Source organism: Carnobacterium jeotgali MS3 (genome assembly GCF_000745125.1).
GTDB classification, from domain to species: Bacteria; Bacillota; Bacilli; order Lactobacillales; family Carnobacteriaceae; genus Carnobacterium_B; species Carnobacterium_B jeotgali.
In genome coordinates, this window is sequence record NZ_JQNF01000005.1 from 689,585 (window position 1) to 716,574 (window position 26,990).

Annotated in this window: 25 protein-coding genes and 1 pseudogene; 24 read left to right on the forward strand and 2 right to left on the reverse strand. The window is 37.4% G+C overall.

Annotation, left to right across the window (positions count from 1 at the left end):
- Positions 1 to 116 precede the first annotated feature (116 nt).
- The 8 genes from pyrR to pyrE all read left to right on the forward strand — a co-directional run bounded on the left by pyrR (position 117) and on the right by pyrE (position 9,717).
- Positions 117 to 671 carry a bifunctional pyr operon transcriptional regulator/uracil phosphoribosyltransferase PyrR gene (gene pyrR, locus BP18_RS05860; RefSeq protein WP_029277422.1) on the forward strand — a complete coding sequence of 185 codons (555 nt, stop codon included), beginning with the start codon at positions 117 to 119 and terminating at the stop codon, positions 669 to 671.
- 200 nt (positions 672 to 871) lie between these two features.
- Positions 872 to 1,819, forward strand: coding sequence for an aspartate carbamoyltransferase catalytic subunit (locus tag BP18_RS05865; RefSeq protein WP_029277420.1), 948 nt, complete (start codon positions 872 to 874; stop codon positions 1,817 to 1,819).
- 25 nt (positions 1,820 to 1,844) lie between these two features.
- A complete protein-coding gene (locus BP18_RS05870) occupies positions 1,845 to 3,137 on the forward strand; it encodes a dihydroorotase (RefSeq protein WP_029277417.1) in 1,293 nt (430 codons plus the stop codon).
- Positions 3,134 to 4,222 (forward strand): carbamoyl phosphate synthase small subunit, encoded by a 1,089-nt coding sequence (locus BP18_RS05875; RefSeq protein ID WP_029277415.1) that lies wholly within the window; start codon positions 3,134 to 3,136, stop codon positions 4,220 to 4,222. The genes BP18_RS05870 and BP18_RS05875 overlap by 4 nt, the downstream gene beginning before the upstream one ends.
- Positions 4,215 to 7,394, forward strand: coding sequence for a carbamoyl-phosphate synthase large subunit (gene carB, locus BP18_RS05880; RefSeq protein WP_035050406.1), 3,180 nt, complete (start codon positions 4,215 to 4,217; stop codon positions 7,392 to 7,394). Before BP18_RS05875 ends, carB begins: the two co-directional genes overlap by 8 nt.
- 54 nt (positions 7,395 to 7,448) lie before the next feature.
- The gene (locus tag BP18_RS05885; RefSeq protein WP_007722656.1) at positions 7,449 to 8,378 is read left to right on the forward strand and encodes a dihydroorotate dehydrogenase; all 930 of its coding nucleotides are present in this window, start codon (positions 7,449 to 7,451) and stop codon (positions 8,376 to 8,378) included.
- Positions 8,368 to 9,084 carry an orotidine-5'-phosphate decarboxylase gene (pyrF, locus tag BP18_RS05890; RefSeq protein ID WP_007722654.1) on the forward strand — a complete coding sequence of 239 codons (717 nt, stop codon included), beginning with the start codon at positions 8,368 to 8,370 and terminating at the stop codon, positions 9,082 to 9,084. The genes BP18_RS05885 and pyrF overlap by 11 nt, the downstream gene beginning before the upstream one ends.
- On the forward strand, positions 9,085 to 9,717 hold the full coding sequence (gene pyrE, locus BP18_RS05895) for an orotate phosphoribosyltransferase (protein ID WP_007722651.1): 633 nt from the start codon (positions 9,085 to 9,087) through the stop codon (positions 9,715 to 9,717).
- A gap of 67 nt (positions 9,718 to 9,784) precedes the next feature.
- Here the strand turns inward: pyrE and BP18_RS05900 are convergent, their stop codons facing one another.
- Positions 9,785 to 11,494: an NFACT RNA binding domain-containing protein gene (locus BP18_RS05900; protein WP_029277411.1), complete on the reverse strand. Its 1,710-nt coding sequence runs from the start codon at positions 11,492 to 11,494 to the stop codon at positions 9,785 to 9,787.
- A gap of 197 nt (positions 11,495 to 11,691) precedes the next feature.
- Between BP18_RS05900 and BP18_RS05905 the strand changes: the two genes are divergently transcribed.
- From BP18_RS05905 to BP18_RS05940, 8 genes are all read left to right on the forward strand, one after another.
- Positions 11,692 to 12,387: a carbonic anhydrase family protein gene (locus BP18_RS05905; RefSeq protein WP_007722647.1), complete on the forward strand. Its 696-nt coding sequence runs from the start codon at positions 11,692 to 11,694 to the stop codon at positions 12,385 to 12,387.
- A gap of 439 nt (positions 12,388 to 12,826) precedes the next feature.
- Positions 12,827 to 13,804: a tryptophan ABC transporter substrate-binding protein gene (gene trpX / locus BP18_RS05910; RefSeq protein WP_029277409.1), complete on the forward strand. Its 978-nt coding sequence runs from the start codon at positions 12,827 to 12,829 to the stop codon at positions 13,802 to 13,804.
- 36 nt (positions 13,805 to 13,840) lie between these two features.
- Positions 13,841 to 14,731, forward strand: coding sequence for an ABC transporter permease (locus tag BP18_RS05915; protein WP_007722642.1), 891 nt, complete (start codon positions 13,841 to 13,843; stop codon positions 14,729 to 14,731).
- A 1-nt stretch (position 14,732) separates the two neighbouring features.
- Entirely contained in the window at positions 14,733 to 15,557 is an 825-nt protein-coding gene (locus tag BP18_RS05920) for an ABC transporter ATP-binding protein (protein WP_007722640.1), read from the forward strand.
- A 139-nt stretch (positions 15,558 to 15,696) separates the two neighbouring features.
- Positions 15,697 to 16,143 carry a MarR family winged helix-turn-helix transcriptional regulator gene (locus BP18_RS05925; protein WP_007722638.1) on the forward strand — a complete coding sequence of 149 codons (447 nt, stop codon included), beginning with the start codon at positions 15,697 to 15,699 and terminating at the stop codon, positions 16,141 to 16,143.
- 69 nt (positions 16,144 to 16,212) lie between these two features.
- Entirely contained in the window at positions 16,213 to 16,527 is a 315-nt protein-coding gene (locus tag BP18_RS05930) for a hypothetical protein (protein WP_007722636.1), read from the forward strand.
- Positions 16,528 to 16,609: 82 nt separating this feature from the next.
- The gene (locus BP18_RS05935) at positions 16,610 to 17,128 is read left to right on the forward strand and encodes a type 1 glutamine amidotransferase domain-containing protein (RefSeq protein WP_007722634.1); all 519 of its coding nucleotides are present in this window, start codon (positions 16,610 to 16,612) and stop codon (positions 17,126 to 17,128) included.
- A 402-nt stretch (positions 17,129 to 17,530) separates the two neighbouring features.
- Positions 17,531 to 18,124, forward strand: a complete 594-nt coding sequence (locus BP18_RS05940) for an ECF transporter S component (protein WP_007722632.1) — start codon at positions 17,531 to 17,533, stop codon at positions 18,122 to 18,124.
- Between the two features lie 45 nt (positions 18,125 to 18,169).
- Here BP18_RS05940 and BP18_RS05945 read toward each other — a convergent pair whose 3' ends face one another.
- Positions 18,170 to 19,147 carry a diaminopimelate dehydrogenase gene (locus tag BP18_RS05945; RefSeq protein ID WP_029276034.1) on the reverse strand — a complete coding sequence of 326 codons (978 nt, stop codon included), beginning with the start codon at positions 19,145 to 19,147 and terminating at the stop codon, positions 18,170 to 18,172.
- Between the two features lie 654 nt (positions 19,148 to 19,801).
- On the opposite strand from BP18_RS05945, the gene BP18_RS05950 reads away from it, so the two are divergent.
- The 8 genes and pseudogenes from BP18_RS05950 to BP18_RS12935 all read left to right on the forward strand — a co-directional run.
- Positions 19,802 to 20,461: a YrrS family protein gene (locus tag BP18_RS05950; RefSeq protein ID WP_007722628.1), complete on the forward strand. Its 660-nt coding sequence runs from the start codon at positions 19,802 to 19,804 to the stop codon at positions 20,459 to 20,461.
- A gap of 186 nt (positions 20,462 to 20,647) precedes the next feature.
- Positions 20,648 to 21,517: a KPN_02809 family neutral zinc metallopeptidase gene (ypfJ, locus tag BP18_RS05955; RefSeq protein WP_007722626.1), complete on the forward strand. Its 870-nt coding sequence runs from the start codon at positions 20,648 to 20,650 to the stop codon at positions 21,515 to 21,517.
- Between the two features lie 44 nt (positions 21,518 to 21,561).
- Positions 21,562 to 22,800: a GTPase gene (locus BP18_RS05960; RefSeq protein WP_007722624.1), complete on the forward strand. Its 1,239-nt coding sequence runs from the start codon at positions 21,562 to 21,564 to the stop codon at positions 22,798 to 22,800.
- A gap of 332 nt (positions 22,801 to 23,132) precedes the next feature.
- Entirely contained in the window at positions 23,133 to 23,819 is a 687-nt protein-coding gene (locus BP18_RS05965) for a SatD family protein (RefSeq protein ID WP_029276032.1), read from the forward strand.
- Positions 23,820 to 24,566, forward strand: coding sequence for a DUF3307 domain-containing protein (locus tag BP18_RS05970; RefSeq protein ID WP_029276030.1), 747 nt, complete (start codon positions 23,820 to 23,822; stop codon positions 24,564 to 24,566).
- Between the two features lie 168 nt (positions 24,567 to 24,734).
- Complete coding sequence (locus tag BP18_RS12925) at positions 24,735 to 25,595, forward strand: insulinase family protein (protein ID WP_269319402.1); 861 nt, start codon at positions 24,735 to 24,737, stop codon at positions 25,593 to 25,595.
- Positions 25,570 to 26,625, forward strand: a complete 1,056-nt coding sequence (locus BP18_RS12930; RefSeq protein WP_269319403.1) for an insulinase family protein — start codon at positions 25,570 to 25,572, stop codon at positions 26,623 to 26,625. Before BP18_RS12925 ends, BP18_RS12930 begins: the two co-directional genes overlap by 26 nt.
- A 16-nt stretch (positions 26,626 to 26,641) precedes the next feature.
- Positions 26,642 to 26,990: pseudogene (locus tag BP18_RS12935) on the forward strand (insulinase family protein); the annotation flags it as partial.

Below are 26,990 nucleotides of genomic sequence, written 5' to 3' on the forward strand. Positions count from 1 at the left end.
TTCTCTTCTATTACTCAACCGTAATATGCCCTCTTCGACCATTAAAGGTTAAGAGGGCATTTTTTATTGGATGATCCTAGTTAAAGCGATAAAAAAAGAAAGTTGGAGGGAAAAACATGTCAATCAAATCTGAAGTAGAAGTAGTCGATCAAGCTGCTGTAAAACGTGCTTTAACACGTATTACTTATGAAATCATTGAAAGAAATAAAGGAATTGACGATTTGATTTTAGTCGGTATCAAAACACGTGGCATCTATCTAGCGCGAAGAATTGCTGAACGAATGAAACAATTAGAAGGTGTGGAGATTCCAGTAGGTGAATTAGATATTTCACTTTACAGAGATGATGTCCATTCAAGTTCTGCAACTAGCGAGGCTCAAATAAATGGTTCAAGTATTCCAGTATCTATTGAAGGCAAACAAGTGATTTTGATTGATGACGTCTTGTACACTGGCCGTACGATTCGTGCCGCTTTAGATGCTCTAATGGATATTGGTCGTCCAAGCAAAATAGCCGTTGCAGTATTAGTAGACAGAGGACACAGAGAACTGCCTATCCGTGCAGATTTTGTGGGTAAAAACATTCCAACATCTCTAGAAGAACAAATCAAAGTCGGCGTCGAAGAACTTGATGGAGAAGATCATGTTCTCATTCAAAAATTAATTAAATAAAGCTTAAGTGAAACTTTAAATTAGCCCTGTGAGACTAATAAGGTCACTACTATAATGCTGCCCTGATACTATGCTGAGAGTCACTTCCAGATACAGGGCGATTATTCTAGAACCTAAAGTTTTCCATAAAACTTTAGGTTCTTTTTTTGTACAATTTAGCCACTTTTACGCATGAAAAAAGGATTAGGAGGAAAAATGACATGGAAAAAATTTCTGCAACGATTCCTTTGGACCATTTTGTCTCGGTAGAAGATTTAACAAATAAAGAAGTGCTTACTTTAATTAAAAGGGCAGCACAATTTAAAAAAGGGACGATTTCACCCCAGGTAAGGGAGTCTCTTTATGCGGTGAATTTGTTCTTTGAAAACAGTACACGTACCCATAAAAGTTTTGAAATGGCTGAAAAAAAATTGGGTATCGAAATCATTGACTTTGAACCGTCAACAAGCAGCATTAAAAAAGGAGAAAGCCTATACGACACTGTTTTGACCATGTCGGCTCTCGGTACCGAGATTGCGGTTATTCGGGATAGTAAAGAAGCATTTTACACCGAATTGATTACGAGTCCTTCAATCAAATGTTCCATCATCAATGGAGGAGATGGAACGGGTCAGCACCCTAGTCAATGCTTATTGGACTTGATGACTATTTATGAAGAATACGGCCATTTTGACGGGTTGAAAATAGCCATTGTAGGAGATTTAAAACATTCAAGAGTCGCCAAGTCAAATATGCTGATGCTGAAACGATTGGGTGCAGAAGTTAGCTTCTCTGGCCCTGCTCGCTGGATGAACGAAACTTTTAGCGAATATGGTCAGTATGTAGCCATAGATGATCTCGTGCCGGAAGTGGATGTTGTCATGCTATTACGTGTCCAACATGAACGGCATGAAACGCACGACGATGTTAACGTTGAAACGTATCTAGATGATTACGGTTTAAATGAAACTCGTGAAAAGAAAATGAAGCCGTCAGCAATTATCATGCATCCTGCGCCAGTTAACCGAGGCGTGGAATTGCAAAGCTCGCTCGTTGAATGCGACCGCTCAAGAATTGTGACGCAGATGTCAAATGGCGTATTTGCCAGAATGGCTATTTTAGAAGCCGTCATTGCTGGAAGAAATAAAGCCGCTGAAACAAGTTATTGATACTTTTACCTCAGGAGATGAATAGATGACGATTTGGATAAAAAATGCTACGTTGTTAAATCAAAAAGAAAAAATTGTGCCCATTGAGCTAGTACTCAACCAAGAAACGATTCAAGCCATGGGAAAGAATCTAGCTTCGCTTAATTTAGAAGTTGACGAAATAATTGATGCAAGAGGCGCCTTAGTTACGCCTGGTTTGATTGATGTACATGTCCATTTAAGAGAACCGGGATTTTCTTATAAAGAAACCATCAAGTCAGGAACAATGGCAGCTGCGCGCGGTGGGTTTACAACTATTTGCGCTATGCCAAATGTTCAACCTGAACCGGATACAACTGAAAAAATGAAAACTCTTCAAGCAAAAATAGCACAAGACGCTGTTGTAAAAGTCAAACAGTATGCGCCTCTTACGATGGGCTTACACAGTGACACGTTAACCAATCAAACAGATTTACTAGATGCGGGAGCATTTGCCTTCACAAATGATGGAGTCGGTGTTCAGTCAGCAGGTACGATGTATCAAGCGATGAAAGAAGCGGCTAAGAATCAAACAATCGTCGTTGCTCACACAGAAGATGATTCGCTTTTATTTGATGGCGTGATGCATGAAGGAAGGCGGAATAAAGAATTGGGATTGCCGGGGATTCTTAGTGTAACGGAAGCGAGTCAAATCGCACGCGATGTCTTATTGAGTGAAGCAACAGGAGCACACTACCATGTCTGCCATGTTTCAACGAAAGAAAGTGTCCGAGTCATTCGTGATGCCAAACGCGCGGGGATAAACGTAACCGCTGAAGTGACACCACATCATTTATTGTTAACGGAAGATGCGATTCCTACTGATTCTAGTCTGTATAAAATGAATCCTCCGCTAAGAGGAAATGACGACCGGGAAGCGTTGATTGAGGGGTTGTTAGACGGTACGATCGACTTGATTGCCACGGATCATGCGCCACATAGTGAACAAGAAAAAGCAGGGGGCATGGTAGGATCGCCTTTTGGAATTGTCGGCAGTGAAACAGCCTTTTCATTGTTATACACGCATCTCGTTGAAACAGGCATCGCAACGCTAGTTCAACTCATCGACTGGATGACGGTTAAGCCAGCTAAAGTTTTTCAATTAGAAGGCGGAACAATTGAAGTTGGTCAAAAAGCCGATATAGCTTTTTTCGACTTAACAACAACTAAAAAAATTAAAGCTGAAGATTTTCTTTCTATGGCAACGAATACTCCTTTTATCGGATGGTCTGTTAGAGGAACGACAACAATGACGTTTGTCGATGGGAAATTGATCTATCAGGAGGGAGCTAATAAATGAAACGATTATTAATATTAGAAGACGGCAGCATTTTTAAAGGCCGAGGATTCGGAGCGGCAAATGATGCAACTGGAGAAGTCGTTTTTTCAACTGGCATGACTGGATACCAAGAATCCATTACTGACCAGTCGTATAATGGCCAAATGCTCATTTTTACTTATCCTTTGATTGGCAATACTGGAATCAATCGAGAGGATTATGAATCCATTGATCCTACAACGAAAGCTGTGATCGTTAAAGAATTTGCTCGTGTTCCATCTAACTGGCGAAGCCAAATGAGTTTAGATGAATTTTTAAAAATCAAGAAAATTCCTGGGATAGCCGGTGTAGATACTCGTAAGTTGACCCGCATTATTCGCCAACACGGCACGATGCGCGGCATGATCATTGATGCAGAAGATGATCTCAAACATGCTTTTGATCAATTGAAAGCCACTGTTTTGCCTGTGAATCAAGTTGCTCAAGTGTCCACGAATCGTTCGTATGTTAGCCCTGGAGAAGGTAAGAATGTGGTGGTCGTTGATTTTGGATTAAAACACAGTATCTTAAATGAATTAAACAAAAGAAATTGTCATGTAACGGTGTTGCCGTATAACACAACTGCTGAAACAATCCTAAGTTTAAATCCAGATGGAGTGATGTTAACCAATGGACCAGGAGACCCTACTTCAATCCCAACAGTCCTTACAATGATTCAAGGTATCCAAGAGAAACTGCCAGTATTTGGTATTTGTTTAGGGCATCAGTTGATTGCTTTAGCAAATGGAGCCCAGACATTTAAGATGAAGTTTGGTCACCGCGGATTTAACCATCCAGTAAAGGAAATCGCTACAGGAAGAATTGATTTTACTTCGCAAAATCATGGCTATGCAGTAGACGCCAATTCCATTGATAAAGAAAAATTACTTGTGACCCATATTGAACTAAATGACGGAACCGTTGAAGGAGTTAAGCATCGCTATCACCCAGTATTTAGTGTCCAATATCACCCAGATGCAGCACCAGGACCACACGATGCAGCTCATCTTTTTGATCAATTTATGGAATTAATGGATGCTTGGAAGGAGACAAATAAGAATGCCTAAACGGACAGATTTAACGAAAATTATGGTAATCGGATCAGGACCAATTGTCATCGGTCAAGCAGCTGAATTCGATTACGCGGGTACTCAAGCGTGTCTTGCATTAAGAGAAGAAGGTTATGAAGTTGTATTGGTCAACTCTAATCCTGCTACAATCATGACAGACAAAGAAATTGCCGACAAAGTATACATTGAACCCATTACATTAGAATTTGTTTCGCGTATTTTACGTAAGGAACTACCAGATGCGATTGTCCCAACGCTAGGCGGACAAACGGGCTTAAATATGGCTATGGAATTAGCCAATTCTGGGATCCTTGAGGAACTAGATATTGAGTTGCTTGGGACTAAATTAAGTGCAATTGATCAAGCGGAAGACAGAGATTTATTCCGTAATTTGATGAATGAGTTAAATGAACCCGTACCAGAGAGCGCTATCGTCCATACGGTTTCAGAAGCGACAGTATTTGCTGAAAAAGTTGGCTTTCCAGTCATTGTTCGCCCAGCTTTTACTTTAGGTGGAACAGGCGGCGGAATCTGTGATAATGAAGAAGAGTTAAAAGAGACAGTAGCTAATGGCTTGAAATTATCTCCCGTAAGTCAGTGTTTAGTTGAAATCAGTATTGCAGGTTATAAAGAAATTGAGTATGAAGTGATGCGGGATAAAAACGATAATGCAATTGTTGTCTGCAACATGGAAAATTTTGATCCAGTAGGTGTTCATACGGGAGATTCAATCGTTTTTGCACCAACACAAACATTAACGGATAAAGAACACCAAATGCTGCGTGATGCGTCATTAAAAATTATTCGGGCTTTAGGAATTGAAGGAGGCTGCAACGTTCAATTAGCGCTTGACCCACATAGCTTCAATTACTACATTATTGAAGTGAACCCACGTGTCAGCCGTTCTTCTGCATTAGCAAGTAAAGCAACCGGTTATCCAATTGCAAAACTAGCTGCTAAAATTGCCGTTGGGTTAACGCTGGATGAGATGAAGAATCCAGTAACTGGAACAACATATGCTGAGTTTGAACCAGCACTTGATTATGTCGTTGCCAAAATTCCACGTTGGCCATTTGATAAATTTGAACAAGGCGACCGTCGTTTAGGAACCCAAATGAAAGCCACAGGAGAAGTTATGGCTATCGGACGGACATTAGAAGAAGCTTTATTAAAAGCCGTACGTTCATTGGAAATTGGGGTATCTCATGTCTCGTTAGAAGAAGCTTCCCTGGCAAAAGATGAAGCTTTAATCGAAAAAATGATTAAAGCTGAAGATGACCGGTTGTTCTATTTGGTAGAAGGAATTAGACGCGGCTATACGATTGAAGACTTAGCCAATTTAACGAAAATTGATTTGTTTTTCTTAGACAAATTGTTGCACATCGTAGAAATAGAAGCAGAACTGAAGCAACAGGTGAAAGATATTACTATACTGGCTACAGCTAAAGAGTACGGCTTTTCGGATAAAGCGATTGCCCAGCTATGGGAGATGACTGAACGAGACGTTAGTAACATCCGTTACGAAAATGACATTGTCCCAGTCTATAAAACAGTCGATACTTGTGCGGCAGAGTTCGAATCCAATACACCTTACTTTTACAGTACGTATGAAGAAGAAAATGAAAGTATCGTTTCCGACAAGAAATCGGTTTTAGTTTTAGGATCCGGTCCCATTAGAATCGGACAAGGAGTGGAATTTGATTATGCTACCGTTCATTCGGTTAAAGCTATTCAACAAGCGGGCTACGAAGCGATTATTATGAACAGCAATCCTGAAACCGTTTCGACTGACTTTTCCATTTCAGATAAATTGTATTTTGAACCTTTGACTTTAGAAGACGTCATGCATGTCATTCATTTAGAAAAACCGGTTGGTGTAATTGTTCAATTTGGCGGACAAACAGCTATCAACTTAGCAGAACCGTTAACTAAAATGGGCGTAACGTTATTAGGAACTCGTGTCGAAGATTTAGATCGCGCCGAAAACCGTGATTTATTCGAGCAAGCGTTGAATGAACTCAATGTTCCGCAACCTCTAGGAGATACGGCTACAACGGCAGAAGAAGCTGTCGTTATCGCAGACCGAATCAACTACCCCGTATTGGTTCGTCCAAGTTACGTTTTAGGCGGACGTGGTATGCAAATTGTCGATACACAGCCGGATTTAGAAAACTATATGCGAAATGCTGTAAAAGCTTCTCCAGAACACCCCGTTTTGATTGATCGGTATTTAGTAGGAAAAGAAGTGGAAGTAGATGCGATATGTGATGGGAAATCGGTCCTTATTCCTGGCATTATGGAACACATTGAACGCTCAGGTGTCCATTCTGGCGATTCGATGGCCGTTTACCCACCTCAATCCTTATCAAAAGAAATTCAAGAGACCATTGTTGACTACACCACTCGTTTAGCTCTTGGCTTAAATTGCTTAGGAATGATGAATGTTCAGTTTGTGATTCATGAAGATACGGTCTATGTCATCGAAGTTAATCCGCGTGCCAGTCGTACAGTACCGTTCTTAAGCAAAGTGACCGGTATACCGATGGCTCAAGTAGCTACCAAAGCAATTTTAGGCCAATCTTTAAAGGAACAAGGATATGCGGACGGCTTATATAAAGAATCTGCTTTAATACATGTTAAAGCTCCTGTGTTCTCGTTCACCAAATTACAAAAGGTTGATGCTTTGTTAGGTCCTGAAATGAAATCTACAGGAGAAGTCATGGGAAGCGATACGACTTTAGCAAAAGCTCTTTATAAAGCATTCGAAGGAAGTTACTTGCATTTGCACGATCACGGGACGGTCTTGTTTACTGTAGCTGATGAGGACAAAGAAGAATCCCTCCTATTAGCGCAACGGTTTCATGAGATTGGGTATACCATCGTGACAACGGAAGGAACAGGTCAGTATTTTGCAGCACATCAATTGCCGGTAAAAATCGTTGCAAAAATCCAACACGAGGAAGACGAAACCGTATTGGATCTTATTCAAGGCAATGACATTCAACTAGTAATCAACACCATGACCATTGGAATCGGAGTAGTAAACGACGGGAAAGTTATTCGGAAAGCTGCGATTGAGCAAGGCATTCCATTATTGACGTCACTTGATACGGTATCAGCTATTCTAAATGTACTTGAATCTCGTAACCTTATGACTAACCCACTGTAATAGGGATAAAGCAACAAGCTCAATCAAACAAAAAAACGACGTGGAGGCCAACAAATGAATCGTTTAGCAGTAAACCTACCAGGGTTAGAATTGAAAAATCCCATTATGCCAGCCAGTGGAACATTTGGATTTGGAGAACTTCACCTGGACAAGTATGACTATAATCTATTAGGTGCCATTGTCATTAAATCAACGACTATTGATGCACGAGTAGGAAATGCGTATCCTCAGTACCATCACTCAGAAACGGGTGTACTGAATGCGGTAGGGCTAAAAAATCCAGGCGTAGATGTGATTGTTACTGAAAAATTACCGGCATTAGCAAGATTTGATACACCGGTAATAGCAAGTGTAGCTGGTACAACGATTGAAGAGTATTGTGAAGTTACAAAAAGATTGTGCCAATCGCCCACTGTACGCGCACTTGAAATAAATGTTTCTTGTCCAAATGTGAAAGAAGGCGGATTAACTTTTGGTGCGAGTCCTGAATTGGTTTATGATATAACAAAAGCCGTAAAAGCTGTTGCTACGGTTCCCATTTATATCAAATTGACTCCAAATGTAACAGATATCGTTGCAATCGCCCAAGCCGCTGAAAAAGCAGGAGCGGATGGCATCAGTATGATTAATACGGTGCTAGGAATGAGCATCAATCTCGAAAGTAGAAAACCAGTCTTAGCGAATAAGACTGGCGGACTTTCTGGTGCAGCTATTAAACCGATTGCTATTCGGATGGTTTATCAAGTCGCTCGTGCAGTTTCGATTCCGATTATTGGAATGGGCGGTATTTCGACAGTTGATGATGTGCTTGAAATGTTCTTAGCGGGTGCTAGTGCGGTTGCAATTGGGACGGCCAATTATGCCAACCCAATGATTTGCAAAGAGTTGATTGAAGCTTTACCTAAACGAATGGATGAGTTGGGGATTGCATCCATCAAAGCATTGATTAAAGAAGTAAAGGAAGGTCAAAAAAATGATAACTAGACCCATTATTGCTTTAGATTTCGCTACGGTGTCTCAAGTTGACGCGTTTTTAAGCACGTTTAACGGCGAATCTTTATTTGTTAAAGTAGGTATGGAACTGTTTTATCAAAATGGGCCAGCAATAGTCACGCATCTTAAACAATTAGGCCATGATGTTTTTTTGGATTTAAAGCTACATGATATTCCCAATACAGTTCAACGTTCCATGAAGGGACTTACAGCATTAGAGGTCGATATGCTCAACGTTCATGCAGCGGGTGGCCAAGACATGATGGAAGCCGCGATGGAAGGGATTCTTTCAGGCACACCAACTGGTAAAAAGCGACCGAAGCTGATTGCTGTCACACAATTGACTTCGACAACGCCACTTGCTATGCAGCAAGAACAACTGATTGCTGTTCCATTGATGGAAAGTGTGATCCATTACGCCAAATTAACTCAGTTAGCTGGGTTAGACGGTGTGGTGTGTTCTGCATTAGAAGCACGTAAAATAAAAGAAAATACTGGAAAAGAATTTTTATGTGTCACTCCAGGAATACGTCCAGCTGGAACCGATGTAGGAGATCAAAAACGCATTTCGACGCCTGCTATGGCTAAGAAAGAAGGCGCATCCTATATTGTTGTCGGCCGTCCTATCACACAAGCTGATGATCCATTAGCGGCTTATCGGACAATAAAAGAGCAATGGAACGGAGTGGATAAATAAATGACGAACGAAAAGAGAATTGCTGAGAAATTATTAACCATTAAGGCAGTGAGTCTTAATCCAACAGAGCCATTTATCTGGGCAAGCGGAATGAAAAGTCCGATTTATTGTGATAACCGCATCACCATGAGTTATCCCGCAGTCCGACGGGAGATAGCAAATGGTTTAGCAGCATTAATTAAACAGCATTACCCAGCTGTGGAAGTCATTGCTGGAACAGCTACAGCAGGTATTCCTCATGCAGCATGGGTAGCCGAATTATTGGACTTACCGATGGTGTATATACGAGGCAAAGCGAAAGACCATGGCAAAGGAAATCAAATTGAAGGACGACTAACACAACATCAGAAGATAGTTGTGATTGAAGATTTAATTTCTACCGGTGGTAGTGTTATTGAAGCGGCACAAGCGGCGACTAATGAGGGAGCTGACGTTTTAGGTGTTGCAGCAATCTTCACCTATGAGCTGCCGCAAGGAATTAAAAATTTCAGTAACCAAAATATTTCATTAAAGACATTGACTAATTATTCTAATTTAATTGATGTCGCTTTAGAAAAAGGCTACATTGATGCATCAGAATTAGCCCTCTTAAAAGAATGGAAAAAAGACCCAGAACACTGGTCTATTAACTAAAAAAAAGTAACGCATACCTGTTAAATTCAGGCAATGCGTTACTTTTATTTAACTGAAATTGTAGTTCTTAGACTTTCAATCGATTAACCAAGTCCTTATCCGGAGTTACAAAAACAGTATGTTGACCTTCATAGATGACAAAGCCAGGTTTAGCTCCATTCGGTTTGCGAATTTTCTTCACTTCAACATAATCTACCGGAACAGAGGCAGATAACTGCGATTTAGAGAAATAAGCAGCAATATTAGCAGCCTCTAGAATCGTTTCTTCACTAGGGTCAGCTGATTGGATAATGACATGCGAGCCGGGAATGTTTTTTGTGTGGAGCCAAATATCTGACTTACGTGCTGTTTTAAGAGTTAATTGGTCATTTTGCAAATTATTTTTCCCAACTAAAATCATTGTCCCGTCTGTAGAACAATATTGATCCGGTTGACTTAATTTTGCTTGTTTTTGTTTTTTCTTGGTTTTCTTTTTCTTCATGTATCCTTGTTGAATCAATTCTTCTTTAATATCCGCAATATCTTTTGGTGTAGCCAACTCAACTTGTGTTGAAACAGATTCTAAGTAATCAATCTCTTCACTAGTCAAGCGCATTTGTTCGTTTACAAAAGCAATAGCATTTTTTAGTTTTTGGTACTTTGAAAAATACTTTTGTGCATTTTGAGAAGGTGTTTTTCTAGGATCAAGCGTTATCGTCATAGGTTTCTCGTCATCATAAAAATTCGTTAATGTAACTTCTTTTTGGCCTTTGGTCATGGTATAAAGATAAGCTGTTAACAATTCGCCTCGAACTCTGTAATCGTCGGCTAATTCAGTTTCATCTAATGTATTTTTAAGTTTTTTCATTTTTTTCTTATTGCGTTGAAGTTCCGTTTGAATTAAATGAATGAGATCTGATCCCTGTTGCTTGACACGGTCTCTATCGGCTTTACTTTCATAGTACTTATCTAACAATTCACTCAACGTTGAGTAACCAACATGTTCTCCTTCAATACTTAGATAAGGAAGGGGAGTGAAAAATTCTTTTTTAGAACCTAGTGTCAACGTTGGTGAAACAGAACCTTTGCGAATACTATCCATGAATGAATCAAATAAAACAGATACGTTCTGAATATTATTTTCACTGCGGTACATGAGTTCTTTAGCTGTGTCTGCACCAATACCTTGATAGACATGCTGCAATCTTTTTTCGTATGATAAATCTGGATCTTCAAAAGCCGTCATTAACTCTGCTAGTTCAGAACTACTTGTTTCAAAGGGATTCAATTTATCTTGGTGAGGTGGCGCTTGATAGGTAGCACCTGGCATGATGAAGCGATATGAATTTTGACTTGTCGGGACATGTTTAATTGTATCCAAAATACGCTGTGTATCTTGCTCAATAAGTAAAATGTTACTGTGTCGACCCATTAATTCGACAATTAAAATAACATTTTGAACATCTCCGATTTCATCGCGACTTTTAAATCTAAAATGAATGACACGGTCGTTACCAACTTGTTGAATATCTTCTAAAATAGCCCCTTCAAGATGTTTCCTCATAATCATACAAAAATTGGGCGGAGAACTCGGATTTTCATAAGGAATCTCGGTTAGTTGAATACGTGCATAGCTTGGATGAGCAGACAAGAGTAATTTATGGTTTTTTCCATTGGCTCGCATAACAACAACTATTTCGTTAGGATAAGGTTGATGGATTTTTGACACTCGTCCATTCTGTAATGCTTGGCTTAATTCATTCACCATTGCATGGGTAAAAATACCATCAAATGACATGTGTTTTCCTTCTTTCATTCTCAATTATTTCAATCGATTCTAGTCGACTAATAGGATAATTAACTTCTATTAGTGCTGTATTTGTAATTATACCATTTTTTGTTCAGAAATTGTTAGTAGAAAATTAGAGCGAATTAGTTGCAAATTTTTTGCTAAAAAAGTTACAATAGTTCTTGAAAACTTTAGGAGGGAAACACATGGAATGGAACTACCAAGGAGATAGAGGGCCGGACAATTGGAAAACGATTTGCTCAGCTTTTTATCAAGCAGAAACAGAAAGTTTACAATCTCCAATTGCTTTAGATGACGATCAAATAAAGTTGACAATCTCACAGCAGTTACTGACGTTTAACTACAATAAAACACTATTTGAAACGTCATTTTTTAACCATACCGTACATCTAGTGCCAAAAACTAATGAAAATTTAAACACGATTACATTTAATCATAAAAAATACTTTTTGGAAGACTTGCACTTTCATTTACCTAGTGAGCATGTCATCAACCATGAATCCTTTCCGTTAGAATTCCATTTGGTTCACCGTTCTGCAAAAAATGAACTTCTCGTTGTAGGAGTGACTGTTTTGCCGTCTGAACGACCGATGAATAAAGTGTTTGCGGCAGTAGATGAAAGAGCCTTAAATCCACGTGTAGTAAAAAGAGGATTGACGGTTCCAATAGAACTAGACAGATTGCTCCCTAAGAGTAAAGAATTCTATCACTACACAGGATCCTTGACGACCCCTCCAAGCTCTGGACCAGTCGAATGGATTGTATTCCGTAATCAAACCTTCATGCGTCAGGGGTTACTACAAGCCTTTAAACGAAATGTTGGCAAAACCAATAGACCTTTGCAACCTATAAATAATCGGCCCATCTACACATCAAAATAATAAACTGTAATTAAATTCTCATTTATTACTTGACACATAAACAGACAACTAGTAAGATTATCGTAATAGAAAAACAACAAAGGAGTTCTTATGATGCTAATGACCTTATCTAATGGACAATTGAATAGCAGTTGGCAAAGCCAAGATAGATAGGTTGATCAATGAGAACGCTCATAGATGCAGCCTTCAGTACACTGAATGTATGCATCTATGTTGGTTTATTTGAAGATAGGCTAGACTTCCAATCCGCATAGAGAGAGTATTTGATTCTATTTCTATGTGGATTTTGTTTTGCATAAAAACAGCTTCCACGCATTTTTGTGGTAGCTGTTTTTTTTATTAATCTAATTTGAGGTGAGTACATATTATGGAAAAGAAACGATGGCGAATGTACTAAAAAATTTGACTAACACTAAATCATTACTGGAGGATAAAAGAAATGAAAAAAATGATAGGTTTCATTATTTGTTTGACGGCACTTTTAACAGTTGCGTTTTTTACTTCTTCAAATGAAACAGCCCCAACAAAAGATAGTAAGCCGATGGTTGGTATTTTGCAACTGACAAGTCACCCAGCACTTGATCTAATCTATCAGGGTACGGTAGATGCATTAAATGAAGCCGGCTATATCGATGGAGAAACAATGACATTAGATTTCCAAAATGCTCAAGGAGATCAAAGCAATCTAAATTCAATGAGTGCTCGTTTTGTCAGTAGAGGGGCGGATGTTATGGTTGGAATCGCAACGCCTTCCGCCCAAGCATTAGCTAACAGCTCACAAGAGATTCCAATTGTGTTAGGTGCAGTTACTGATCCTGAAGGCTCGGGATTGGTTAAAAGTAATGCAACACCTGGTGGAAACATAACCGGTGTGAGCGATTTGACACCTATCAAAGAACAATTCGCTTTAATCAAAGAAATCTTACCAGAAGCTCAAACGATTGGTATTTTGTATTCTTCAAGTGAAGATAATTCAATTGTACAAGCTGATCAAGCGATTGAAATTGCGCGTGAAATGGGATTGGATACCCAGGTTATGACAGTTTCTTCTACAAATGACGTTTCGCAAGTTGGGGCTACATTAGCTTCACAAGTAGATGCTATTTGGGTACCGACTGATAATACAGTAGCTAGTGCAATGAATACGTTGGTTTCAGCTGCAGATTCGAACGGCATACCGATTTTCCCAGCTGTAGATACGATGGTTGAAGAGGGAGGTCTAGCTACTGTTGGATTAGATCAGTACGAATTAGGTCGTTTAACAGGAGAAATGGTTGTGGCTATTTTAAATGGTGAGTCAGAGCCAGCAACTACGCCTATTCAGTATTTAGATCAAGGTAAAGTTATTATAAATGAAGAAAAAGCCAAACAACTTGGCATTACGATTCCAACCCAGTTATTAGAGCAAGTAAAATAAACGATTAATTTAGTTAATGAGAGTGGAGGAAATCAAATGGATTTAATTGTTACAGCAACAGCACAAGGGTTGTTATGGGGAATGATGGCTTTAGGCATTTTTATTACCTATCGGATTTTAGATTTGCCGGATATGACTGCGGAAGGTTCTTTTCCTTTAGGAGGCGCTGTATGTGCTCAACTCATTATTTCAGGTGTAAATCCTTTAGTTGCGACTGCTAGTGCATTTGTAATCGGAGCCTTAGCTGGAGCCATTACAGGATTTCTAATTACAAAAGCACATATTCCTGGGTTACTAGCTGGAATTTTGACGATGACTGGATTGTATTCTATTAATTTACGAATCATGGGTCGGGCTAATTTAAGTTTACTAGGAGAAGAAAAAGTAACGGATCTTTTCGAACGTTTTACCTTGCCAAGTCAATTTGATACCATATTTATGGGAATTATTATTGTCGTTAGTGTCATTACATTACTAGTCTTGTTTTTCAAAACAGAACTTGGACAAGCTGTTATCGCTACAGGTGATAATGAAAAGATGGCACGTTCGTTAGGAATTTCTACGAATCAAACGAAGATATTGGGACTTATGCTCTCAAATGGTTTGATTTCTGCGGCTGGTGCGCTGATTGCTCAAGATAACGGATATGCTGATATCAGTATGGGAATTGGTACAATTGTTATTGGTTTAGCGTCTGTCATTATTGGGGAAGTTATTTTTGGAAACCTATCATTTGTCAATCGTCTGATATGTGTCATATTAGGAGCAATTATTTACCGTTTCATTATCATGTTCGTCTTATTGATTGGTCTACAACCAAATGATTTGAAACTTATTTCAGCTATCATTTTAGCTGTGTGTCTGGCATTGCCTAGCATACGCACCAAATATAATTTGAATTTCTTTCAAAAAAAGGAGCTGTTGTAATATGAGTAATACACCTGTCTTATCTTTAAAAGGAATCACTAAGCAGTTCAATAAAGGAACAGCCAATCAAAATACCGTGTTAAATCAGTTGGATTTAGAAGTAAAAAAGGGGGACTTCATTACTATTATTGGGGGGAATGGAGCTGGTAAATCTACCCTACTGAATAGTATTGCTGGGAACTTTATGATTGATAAAGGATCCATTATGTTAGGAGATAAAAATTTGACTGCTTTGAAAGAAGAAAAACGTGCGGGCTTTATCGGACGTGTCTTTCAAGATCCTGTCATGGGAACCGCTCCTCGGATGACTGTAGGCGAAAATTTGGCTATTGCTTATCGTAGGGGAAAGAAACGTTCTTTGCGAAAAGGTACAACAGAGAAGGAACGCGCTTATTTTAAAAGTATTTTAGGCGAATTAGGTTTAGGATTAGAAAATCGTTTGGATAATGAAATGGGGTTATTATCTGGTGGACAACGACAAGCCATTGCTCTTTTGATGGCAACAATGAATAAACCCGATTTATTATTGTTAGATGAGCATACTGCAGCACTAGATCCAAAAACAGCTAAAATTGTTTTAGAAATTACTCGTAAACGAATTGAACAAGAAGAGTTGACTACTTTAATGATTACTCATAATATGAATGACGCATTAAAGTATGGCAATCGATTAGTTATGTTAGACAACGGACAAGTTATTGTAGATTTATCTGGTGAAGAGAAAAAGAATTTAACAGTAGCAGATGTTCTAGTTCTATTTCAAACAGCTACGGATGAAGACGGTGGAGCTGGTCAATTACCAGATGAACTTTTATTAAGTCGTTAAACTAAAAACTCATTAATCTGCAAAAAAGTTCAAGAGTTAATCTTGAACTTTTTTTGTTTTCTGTACATTTTAAGGCGTTAGTTGTATACTACATGTATAATAGTTGCACCATACAACTACATTGATATAGGAGGTTTTGATGAGGAATCAACCAGAAATACCCATCCATTCGCTTATTCAACGTTTCACTGAATTTAACCAAAATTTTTCAAACTTAGAAAAACAAGTATTTGCTAAATACAACGTCACTAAGTCAGGTTTTGCTGTTCTATCATTTATTAAAGACGAAAAAATATCCTTAAATGAATTGGCCGAGCATTCTGGATTAGACAAATCAACTTTAAGCAGACAAGTTAAAAATTTGGAAAAAAAGGGTTTTGTAATGAAGGAATCAGGAAAGGATAAACGTTTTACTTATGTATCTTTACCTTCTGAATCCCAACAACTTATATTAACCATTTCATTTGAGCTCGAAAAAGCCTATAGTTTAATCTTTAAAAGTTGGCCTGCTGATGAGAAGCAACTTTTATTGGTACTGATGGGTAGAGTGAACCGCAGTATCCAATCTTTTCAATTAGTGAAGTAGTAGAATTTTACAATTAGATATAAACCATCTACAATTACGAGAGAGTCAATATACAAAGGAGACAACTAAATGGATTCAAAAACACTTAATGCTTTATCAAAAGAAGATTTAATAGAACTTGTCATTCGTCAGAGTGAAGAACTTAAAGAACAAGATATTCAGTTAGAAGCAGAACTTGAAGAAAATCGCTTTATTAAAAGCCTGGGTTTTGTAGATGGATATAAAAATTATCGAAATTACTTTATTCGCTTTTTTGAAGATGAAAGTGATGGAACAGCTAAAAAAGGGAGCATCTTTTTAGGAATAATGGAAGATTTTATTAATGACTATGGTAGTGAGCCCGTTCGCGAGTTAATGGACGAGTTTATTGAAGATCACGTTTAAGTAAACGGGATAGTTGCTCTCTAATAGTAGAATTGATAAACTAAGCATATGGACAAATTGAAAGATTGAAGGAGGACTAAAAATGACTGTAGAAAATAAGAAGATTATTGCTTTAGTTAGTGATGATTTTGAAGATTTAGAGTTATGGTACCCTGTTTTACGTTTAAGAGAAGCTGGTGCAACTGTTCATTTAGTTGCTGAAAAAAAAGAAACTGTTTATCATGGAAAGTACGGTGTGCCTGTCACTTCTGATTATAGTTTTGAAGACATTATCAAAGAGAATTACGATGGTATTTTAGTTCCTGGAGGATGGTCACCGGATAAACTAAGACGCTTTCCTAAGGTTATTGAGTTTGTTCAATATTTTGATCAACAAAAGAAACCCATTGGACAAATTTGTCACGCTGGTTGGGTATTGATTTCGGCAGGAATTCTTAATGGTGTAAATGTTACGAGCACACCAGGGATAAAAGACGATATGACGAATGCTGGGGCCATTTGGCATGATGTTCCTGCTATAACAGATGGTCACATTATTTCAAGTCGTAGACCTCCAGATCTACCTGAGTATATGAAACAATATATTGCGGCTTTCGCATAAACTTAACCATTTATTAAGGATTAAAGAGGCTGGGACAAAAGGTCTCTCAAAAAAATACACTCCCAAAACTATGAACTATTTTGTTCAGTAGTGGGAGTGTATTTTCTATATCTCTATCAAAACAAACGAAAGTGGGACTACTTTTTTCACAAAAGTAGTTTTGTCCCAGCCTCTTTTTTTTTCTAAAAATAACGGCTCCTTAAAAAGGCTAGTCTAGGGTGAATGATCATTCATTAACTGAAGTGACCTATTCACACGATAAATACATAAGCTCTAATATAAAAATAACAAGTGTATCTTTTAAGAAAAAGAAAAGAAATTTATAATGATATTTTTAATAATATAATGTAAAATAACAGAGTATACAGATAATCGTTTTTTAGATAGAAAGAAGGGATTCAGGTGTACCAAAAAAATAAAAGCGCTTATAGAACAGCTATTTTAGGTATTCTTACAGCAATTGTTATTATTCAAAATTTTGTTCCATTACTGGGGTATATTCCTATACCTCCTTTAAATCCTACCATAATTCATATTACTGTTATTGTTGTTTCTCTTACACTCGGGACAAAAGATGGTATGATTATTGGTTCCGTTTGGGGTATCACACGAATGGTCAAAGCTTTTACACTGCCTGCTTCACCATTTGATTATTTTTTATGGCGAAATCCCATTATTGCGATTTTCCCTCGTATTATGGTCGGCTTCGTGGCTGGCTATGTTTATAACGTATGTAGAAAGAGATTTAAAAAGGATTCAACAGCAATGATTCTTTCTTCTGTTTTAGCTTCATTGACCAATACGATTTTAGTTTTAGGACTGATATATCTTATCTATGGAGAAACCTATGCGGCACTTTTAAAAGTTGATTATTCAAATCTTTTAGGTGTATTAGGAACAGTTGTTTTAACAAGTGGGATAGGAGAGGCGATAGCCGCTGCCATTATTGCACCAATTATCGCACGACCATTAAAGAAATTTAGAACTCAAAAATAAAAAAAAATCCATTAGAAGCCGGTGGCTTTCTAATGGATTTTTCTCTTATAATAATTCTTTTCTCAGTTGTTCAGAAGATTTATCTGATAAATAAGCCATAGGAACATCTAAGACACTAAATGCACCGGTTTTAACTTCATTTTTAAACTTAACGGCAGCTCTTGCATAAGCCACTAGAATAGAAGACGTGAATTCTGGATTGCTTTCTAATTCAAGCTGGAATTCAGCTTTTTGTTTGCTTCCAGTTTCAGATTCACCCGTACGGATAACAAACCCACCATGTGGCATTTGTTGGTGATCTGATTCAAATTGTTCTTCGTCAATGAAATGAACCACTGTTTCATAAGGTTCAAAGTAATTTGGCATTGATTTGATTGTTTGTTCTATTTCTGTTTGATTTGCGCCATCTTCAGAAACTACGTAGCAAATGCGCATGTGTTTTTCGCGAGTAGATAATTCAGGATTCAAACCTTTGCGAACTTCTTCTAACGCTTTATCTAATGGCAGAGTGTATTGAACACCTTTTTTCACGCCAGTTACCCGTCGAATAGCATCAGAATGGCCTTGGCTTAATCCTTTACCCCAAAAAGTATATGTTTGTCCTACAGGAAGAACAGCTTCAAATAATGCTCGGTTAATTGAGAATAAACCTGGATCCCAACCTACAGAGATAATGCTGACATTTTGACCACTTTTAGCAGCCGTATCCATATCTGCAAAATAAGCTGGTATCTTTCCGTGGTTATCATAGCTATCAATCGTTGAAAAGTATTTTGCTAGTTCTGGCCCTTGTTCAGGTAAGTCCGTAGCTGATCCACCACATAAAATTAAAACATCGATAGCATTTTTGTACTCTAGGATATTTTCAATTTTTACTGCAGGAAGCATTGATTTTACTTCTGCTGGGTTTCTTCTAGTAAAAACAGCCACACCTTCCATATCAGGAAATTGATTAATTGCTAACTCAACACCTCTGCCGATGTTTCCATATCCAACCAAGCCTATACGAATCTTTTGAGTCATTGTTTTGTCTCCAATCTGTGTTTCAAATTTTATTATTCACCTTATTAGTATAATAGATAATGAAAGATAATCAAATCTTGTCAGTAAAAAGAACTAGTGTTTGTTTGTTAGTGTTTTTTTAGCTAGTATATATGGTACAATTTAAAGCGTAGAAAAGTTTAAGGCGGTGGCTAACTCTTATAAAAAGGGGTGATGCCAATGTTTTTTGTTTGGGCTTTCCCTAGAAAGGAAAACTCATGAGCATTTATGAGGCACTGATGTTTGCATTAGCTTTTGCAACTCTTGTTTTAAAAATCTCGTCAAACAAAAAAAAGTAACCGTCTAAGCTTTAGCGAGTAGGACGATTACTTTTGTATGATATTCTATAGTAGCTGCCGTCTTTAACGGTTCTATTCTAAAGAGGGGTATGTTGACGCATATCTCTCTTTTCATTTATAGTTTAGCATGGCTAATGAGATTTTTCAATTAAAACACTGTTAATAGTGTTATCTGTCGAACCTTGCAACGGTTGAAAACAAAACAATGTAAAAAACGAAATAGAATAGTAATGCTTGCTTAACGTTTTTAATCCATTTAAGTGGTATACTAGTTAAGAAGTTTTTTGAAAATATCAAAAACGAAATAAAACTTAATTGAAAAGATTGGAGAATTAACATGAAAGAGCCTAAAGACAATAAAAAGAATACTCGTTCAAATAAATATGACAAAGAAAGAAAAACGGTTAAAATATTGACTTTTGCAGTCATTATTGCAGCTTTGATCGTTATCCTATTATTAATCATGTCGCTTTTTAGTGGAGGAGATAAACCTCAAGAAGTTGCAACTGAAAGTTCAAGTAGGGTTATAAAAAATAGTGAAGAATCAACTCAAAGTGAAGTACAAAATTCTGAAAAAAGTAGTGAAAGCAGTTCTGAATCTGAAACATCTCAAAGTGAGTCAAGCGAGTCCGCAGAAAGTGAATCATCAGAATCTGTTGAAACAAAAGAAACGGAGCCAACGGACGAAAATGTAACAGAAGCCTATACCGGAGACTGGAAACCCGTTGAAACACAACAAGAGGGAGAACACACAACGAATTTTAACGATGGATCTCAAGACCGTATTGAAATTAAAAAAGCAACTGCCAATGCTACAGGATTAGATGAATCAGCTATGATTGAATGGTGGGTCGAAAATAGTGGAGAAGGGCAGGTAGTCGCTACTGTCTCAGATACTGGTCAAACCAAAAATTATCGTGTTTACTTAAAATGGGTAGACAATCAAGGATGGCAACCTATTAAAGTTGAACAGTTGAAAGAAAATGATAAAAATTAAACTTGTAACTTAAATTTAAGAGCTGGTATTAAAGCGATTGATTGCTTAATACCGGTTTTTTTGTGTGTTTGAATCTAATTTAGTTAATAAGTCGCTTAAGAAGCGCTTTTCATTTCTGTTCTGAGTAGAAAAGATGATATGATAGTCTTAAGTATCAGCAATTTTAATGTGTGAGGGAGTGATACTATGCGTTGGAAAGACAGAAGAAAAAGTGACAACTTAGAAGATCGTAGAGGAAAAAGCAGTGGTGGTAAGACGTTAGTTGGGGGCGGGATAGGCGGAGTTCTTATCTTGTTGGCATTCACTTTTTTAAGTGGTGGAAATTTAGGTGATTTTTTAAATTCAGTTGTATCAGATCCTAGTGGGAATACGGCGACCGGTTCCTATCAAGAGACTGAGACCGAATCTGAGCGAGCTGATTTTGTCTCGGTAGTCTTAGCAGATACTGAAGAGGTTTGGACAGATGTTTTTCAAGCCTATGGGTATACGTATGAAGAACCAACTTTAGTGCTATTTTCTGAATCAGTTCAATCAGCATGTGGTGTAGCGGGTTCTTCAACGGGACCATTTTATTGTCCTGGTGATGCTAATTTGTATATTGATTTAAGTTTTTATGATGAATTAAGCCAACAGTTCAACGCTCCAGGTGATTTTGCAATGGCTTATGTCATTGCTCATGAAGTAGGCCATCATGTTCAAACGCAGTTAGGACTGACAGAGCAGCTAAATATCTTACGGAATGAATTAAGTGAAACAGAATTCAATAAATACCAAGTTCGCTTTGAGTTGCAGGCTGATTATCTTGCAGGTGTATGGGCAAATTATGCTCAAGGATTAGGCTATTTAGAAGAAGGAGACTATGAAGAAGCTATCAACGCTGCGGGTGCAGTAGGTGATGATCGTCTCCAACAACAAGCACAAGGATACGTTGTTCCTGAAAGTTTTACTCATGGTACTTCTGAGCAAAGAATGGATTGGTTTAAACGCGGATTTGAAGCCGGTAATTTGGAAGATGGAGACACATTTGACGGAAATGCTAAATTTAAACTTCCTTAACAATGTTCTAAATTTCAGTGTAAAGTCAAACTACGGAGGTTATAATGAAAAATTTAGATAAGAATTTTAATATGGTACAAGATATTTTAAACAAAACAGAAGAGGAACTAAAAAAGATGAACCCAGTCAATATCATGGTAGTAGGTAAGACAGGGGTAGGTAAGAGTACGCTAATCAATAATTTGTTTAGAGAAAATCTTGCTCTAACCGGTATTGGAAGACCGATTACAAAACATTTAAGACGGATTTCTAAAGACGGAGTCCCTTTGGTTTTATATGATACTAGAGGTCTAGAGTTAAGTCTCGAAGTACAAAAAGAAATTAAAAGTGAAATTTTTGACACAATTAAAGAAAATAAAAAACTAGGTGTTCAAGGAGAAATTCATCTAGCTTACTACTGTATTAATGCAAATTCTTCACGAATAGAACCAACAGAACTTGAACTTATAACGGAATTAAGTGAAAAAGTCCCGGTTGTGATCGTTTTGACCCAATCAATCGGTGAACCAGCAGCAACATTTAAAACCTATATTGAAAACCTTAATTTACCGATTTATGGTGTTGTATCTTTGATGGCTGAAAGCTTCAAATTGACGGAAGAAATGTCGATTCCAGCATTTGGATTAAAAGAATTGCTTGAATTAAGTTTTGAAATCATACCAGAAGAAGCAAAAAAGGCTTTTAACAATGCCCAACAAGTAGATATTGCCCGAAAAGCGAATTCTGCTCGCAGTTGGGCGACAAGATATATCGCTACTTCATTTGGCGTAGGTTTTTTACCGATTCCTTTTTCTGATGCATCCGTTCTTGTACCAATGCAAGTAACATTATTGGCCCATATTACAGCGATTTTTGGTATATCAATGGATAAAGCCACTATTGCAAGTCTTGTAGCAGCAATAGGAGGGACTGGGGGAGCTACATTTGCGGGAAGGTACATCGTTTCAAATGTGATAAAAATGATTCCTGGAGCGGGTACAATTGTTGGAGGACTAATTAGCGGTACAACAGCTTCAATCATCACAACGGCGCTTTCTATGAGCTATATAGAAGTGTTAGCCATCATAGCTGCCGGAGAAAAAGATGGAAAATACCCGGATTTAAAAAATATTGAACAGTTAATGAAAGAAAAATTTCAAGAACGACTAAAAAAAGGCGCTAAAATCGATAAAAAACTTGATTTAACAACTGATTTATCAAAAGAAAACTTAGAATTAGACGATGCAAAAAAAGATCATTTTTTAAGTAAATTTAAAAGGTTTACTAAGCGAAAAAAATCTTAAAATGATTCATAAATACATTTTGTCCTAACTCAAAAAAATAGCAAAAATACTTTAAAACCAAAATAATTATTTTGGTTTTTTCTTTAATTATACTAATTCAGCAGTATATTGAACGGTATTTAAAATTTCCCAAAGCATTTTTATGCTTATTTTACGTAAACACAGTATAGATGTAGTTAACATAATTAGATTATGGTTAACTACATCGAACAATTTATCGCTAATTAATAAAATAATAAAGCTCACCCTTAAGATTCAGTCTTAGATGAATTTTATACAAAGATTCATCTAAGACTGAATCTTATGGTATAATCAAAAAAAGAGGTGATTAGATGACCAGACAAACTGTAAGGACTCCATATGCAGCCATTATAGGAGATATTAAAGACTCTCGTAAAATTGCGGATCGAAAAGAAGTGCAAGAACAATTTCATTCTATTTTGCAAATAATAAATGAGAAATATGCAGAAGACATTGCTTCTAATTTCATTATTACTTTAGGAGACAGCTTCCAAGGATTACTAAAAAATAAACAAGTGATTTTAAGCATTATTTTTGAAATCGAATTGGCCATGGCTCCCATTGAATTGCGATTTGGCATTGGCTTAGGCAGTATCAGTACACCGATCCAACGAGATAATTCTATGGAGATGGATGGCACAGCCTACCACCGCGCAAGGCAAATGATTGAAACTATTGAAGAAAATGAAAATAAATATACCACAAGCGAGACCAATATGATGATTTGTTCCGGAGAAGGCTACCAACGAACAGATCAGCTATTGAATACTATTCTGTCACTGGCCACAGCATTGAAATCAAAGTGGTCTGCTAGACAAAAAGAAATTATGTATGCTTATTTCACACATGGAGAAAATCAATATAAGACAGCTGAAGAATTAGGGATTGGCCAATCTAGTGTTAATAAAGCTCTGAATACAGCGAAATATTATACCTATAAAACAGCTTTGAGAGACGCTAGCCACTTTTTAATTCAGGATATAGAGGAGGATGAATAGTTGAATCAAGTCGTATGGATAGTATTATTTATCGGACATATCTTGGGAGACTTTTATTTCCAATCGTCCGCGTTAGCGAGAGAAAAGGATGTATTTGGTAAGAAATTAGTGCTCCATTGTTTTATCTATTTGATCACTATGGTAGGCGTGATCATTCCTATTTTTAGTTGGCCTTTATTAAAAGTGGTCATAGGGATTTCAGTGCTGCATTTCATGATAGATGGTCTAAAATTTTTGCTTGCGAATCGCTTTTTCATTCATAATAATAAAGATACGGTTATCTTTCTAGTAGATCAAGGGCTACACATCCTTGTATTACTTGCGGCAGTTGTCTATATCACAGTATCTAATATAGAGATTGACTATATGCCAGGATTAGAAACCTTGTCGAGTAGTTTAGGTTTGGATATGAAAAATAGTTTGTCATGGATACTGATTCTATTGGTGATGATCCGGCCATGCAGTGTAACGATAAAAAAAGTATTGAATCACTATCGCCCAATCAATGAAAATCAAATAGATGAGGGTATCCCAAGTGCGGGGGCGTTGATTGGTGTTTTTGAACGTTTCTTTATTTTGCTGATGCTGTATGCTAATCAATTTACGGCTATTGGATTTGTTCTGACAGCGAAGTCCATTGCTCGGTACAATAAAATTTCAGAAAATCCTCAGTTTGCAGAATACTATTTACTGGGAACCTTATTGAGCACTTTGTTGATTATCGTCAGTTACTTCTTTATTTTCTGATGATGCAGCTGTAAAAGAATCAATTGTTGAGATTCGCTTATTGTTGAATCTTTGGACTTTTGAATTGGTAGTTAAATAATCAAAGTAGCATTTGTTCCCTTAGGTATTATAAACTATAAGGACAAGGTGTAGAATAAAGTCATTACGCATAAGGAAAAGGAGAATTCTATGGCATTTAAGCAAATTGAGACACAAGAGTTACCGGATATTCAATCTGTGGGAACCGTTTATGAACACGTTGAGACAGGAGCCAAGGTTCTTTATCTAGCAAATGACGATTCCAATAAGGCGTTTACGATTGGGTTTAAGACACCTCCGTATAACGATAACGGAATTGCTCATATCATAGAGCATTCAGTTTTAAATGGATCTGAAAAATACCCTTCAAAAGAACCATTTGTTGAATTAGTCAAAGGGTCATTGAATACGTTCGTCAATGCAATGACTTTTTCAGATAAGACAATTTATCCAGTTGCTTCTACTAATAAAAAAGACTTTATGCATTTAATGAGTGTTTATTTAGATGCTGTGTTTAAGCCGAACTTTTACAGTAATGCACAAATATTAGCGCAAGAAGGTTGGCATCATCATTTAGAGTCAGCAGAAGATGACCTGATTTATAAAGGGGTTGTTTACAATGAAATGAAAGGGGCGACAGCCTCTCCTGAAAGACAAGTTCAACAGCATTTGACTCATCAGTTGTACCCCAACAGTATTTACCGGCACGAATCTGGTGGAAATCCAAAAGCCATCCCTAGTTTAACGCAAGAAGAATTTGTTGCGTTCCATCAAACTTATTACCACCCAAGTAATTCTCTGACTGTCTTATATGGAGACATTGATAAAAAAGAAACTTTTGCTGCATTAGAGGACTATTTCAGTGGCGCAGGCAAACATAGTGAAAAAGTCGACTTATCTTTTGAACCAGCTGTTCCTGATGATGCTGTATTTGAAGATACTTACTCAATAACTGCAGGAGATAACCCTGAAGGAAAAAGATTATTTGGCTTTAGGGTGGCATGTATCTGAACCGAATGATGTACTGGATATGTATGGACTAGAAGTTTTGGAAGAGATTTTATTTGGCAATAATCAATCACCGCTTAAAAAAGCTTTATTGGATGCGGATATAGGTGGGGACATAATAGGTGGCGTTGCTGATTTTGGCTATCCAACGGGGTTTATGATCACTGCTAAATATTCTGATGCCTCTAAGATGACTCGATTCAAAGAAGTTGTTCAAGAGACTTTAAAACAGTTAATGACTGAAGGAATCGATGAAGGGCTGATTGATTCAGCGTTGAATAAAATTACTTTTCAAACGAAAGAAGCGGCTATTTCGGAAGACAACCCACGTGGAGTCATTTATGCCATTAATGCTTATCAATCCTGGTTGTATGACAAGAGTCCTTATGTGAACTTGCAATTTTCAGGTTATTTGAAAGAACTAGCAGAATTGGCAGGTAAGGGGTATTTTGAGCAACTGATCAAAGAAAAACTAGTATACAATCCTTTGCGTACTGCAGTGATTTTAAAAGCTGAACCGGGTAAAAGCGATCAATTTGAAGCGAAAACTCATCAGCAATTGCAAGAATATAAAGCTAATCTATCTAAAGAAGAAATCGACAAAATGATAGCTAAAACACAAGAGTTGATCAAGCGTCAAGAAGCGCCGGATAAACCGGAAGATCTAGCAAAGATTCCAACACTGACGAAAGAAGATTTAAGCACACAGGTAGAAGAGTATCCACTAACGGAAATTCCTTTTAATGAGGGAACTCATTTTTATCAGGCTGAACAATTCACTTCCGGCATTGACTACCTTAGTTTGTATATTGATTTGAAAGATGTTGCAGCTGAAGAATATCAGTGGTTGGGTTTATTGAGTCATCTTCTTGGGAAGCTAGACACTAAGAAATATGATGTCGCAACTTTGCAGCGTCAAAAAGATCTGTACACAGGCGGTATTTACGGAAAGATTGATATTTATGAAGATAAAGCAGGTCAACTAAAGCCTTATTTTATTTTTACGCGGAAAATCTTTGGAATCTTCTTTTGAGGAACTGGTCTCATTAATGCAAGAAATCCTGTGCCACACGCAATTTGAAAATAAAGATGATATTTTGAAAATCACTCAACAGCTGATTTCTAATTTCGAACGACGCATTAATTCTAGTTCCCATGTTCTAGCTGCAAACCGGGCCTTGAGTCAAGTGAAATCTTCAGCCAAATTAAATGAACTGATTAGTGGAATGGATCAATTCCTTTTTTTGAAAGACATTCGTGCTGCTTTACAATCCGATAAGTCAAAAGAGGCAACAGAGCGTATCAAGCAGACAGTAAAGGGTTTGCTAAATAAAAATCGCTTGAACATTTTATACGTCGGTGAGAAAGATCGAGGAGTACTGGTCAAAGAAACATTAC

Excerpts from the sequence above, each read along its gene's own strand:
- BP18_RS05885 (WP_007722656.1), top strand. The coding sequence starts at position 7,449 with ATGAATCGTTTAGCAGTAAACCTACCAGGGTTAGAATTGAAAAATCCC.
- BP18_RS05935 (WP_007722634.1), top strand. The coding sequence starts at position 16,610 with ATGACTGTAGAAAATAAGAAGATTATTGCTTTAGTTAGTGATGATTTT.
- BP18_RS05920 (WP_007722640.1), top strand. The coding sequence starts at position 14,733 with ATGAGTAATACACCTGTCTTATCTTTAAAAGGAATCACTAAGCAGTTC.
- BP18_RS05870 (WP_029277417.1), top strand. The coding sequence starts at position 1,845 with ATGACGATTTGGATAAAAAATGCTACGTTGTTAAATCAAAAAGAAAAA.
- BP18_RS05950 (WP_007722628.1), top strand. The coding sequence starts at position 19,802 with ATGAAAGAGCCTAAAGACAATAAAAAGAATACTCGTTCAAATAAATAT.
- BP18_RS05865 (WP_029277420.1), top strand. The coding sequence starts at position 872 with ATGGAAAAAATTTCTGCAACGATTCCTTTGGACCATTTTGTCTCGGTA.
- ypfJ (WP_007722626.1), top strand. The coding sequence starts at position 20,648 with ATGCGTTGGAAAGACAGAAGAAAAAGTGACAACTTAGAAGATCGTAGA.
- BP18_RS05930 (WP_007722636.1), top strand. The coding sequence starts at position 16,213 with ATGGATTCAAAAACACTTAATGCTTTATCAAAAGAAGATTTAATAGAA.
- BP18_RS05900 (WP_029277411.1), bottom strand. The coding sequence starts at position 11,494 with ATGTCATTTGATGGTATTTTTACCCATGCAATGGTGAATGAATTAAGC.
- pyrF (WP_007722654.1), top strand. The coding sequence starts at position 8,368 with ATGATAACTAGACCCATTATTGCTTTAGATTTCGCTACGGTGTCTCAA.
- BP18_RS05875 (WP_029277415.1), top strand. The coding sequence starts at position 3,134 with ATGAAACGATTATTAATATTAGAAGACGGCAGCATTTTTAAAGGCCGA.
- carB (WP_035050406.1), top strand. The coding sequence starts at position 4,215 with ATGCCTAAACGGACAGATTTAACGAAAATTATGGTAATCGGATCAGGA.
- BP18_RS05925 (WP_007722638.1), top strand. The coding sequence starts at position 15,697 with ATGAGGAATCAACCAGAAATACCCATCCATTCGCTTATTCAACGTTTC.
- pyrE (WP_007722651.1), top strand. The coding sequence starts at position 9,085 with ATGACGAACGAAAAGAGAATTGCTGAGAAATTATTAACCATTAAGGCA.
- pyrR (WP_029277422.1), top strand. The coding sequence starts at position 117 with ATGTCAATCAAATCTGAAGTAGAAGTAGTCGATCAAGCTGCTGTAAAA.
- BP18_RS05915 (WP_007722642.1), top strand. The coding sequence starts at position 13,841 with ATGGATTTAATTGTTACAGCAACAGCACAAGGGTTGTTATGGGGAATG.
- BP18_RS05905 (WP_007722647.1), top strand. The coding sequence starts at position 11,692 with ATGGAATGGAACTACCAAGGAGATAGAGGGCCGGACAATTGGAAAACG.
- BP18_RS05945 (WP_029276034.1), bottom strand. The coding sequence starts at position 19,147 with ATGACTCAAAAGATTCGTATAGGCTTGGTTGGATATGGAAACATCGGC.
- BP18_RS05960 (WP_007722624.1), top strand. The coding sequence starts at position 21,562 with ATGAAAAATTTAGATAAGAATTTTAATATGGTACAAGATATTTTAAAC.
- BP18_RS05965 (WP_029276032.1), top strand. The coding sequence starts at position 23,133 with ATGACCAGACAAACTGTAAGGACTCCATATGCAGCCATTATAGGAGAT.
- BP18_RS12925 (WP_269319402.1), top strand. The coding sequence starts at position 24,735 with ATGGCATTTAAGCAAATTGAGACACAAGAGTTACCGGATATTCAATCT.
- trpX (WP_029277409.1), top strand. The coding sequence starts at position 12,827 with ATGAAAAAAATGATAGGTTTCATTATTTGTTTGACGGCACTTTTAACA.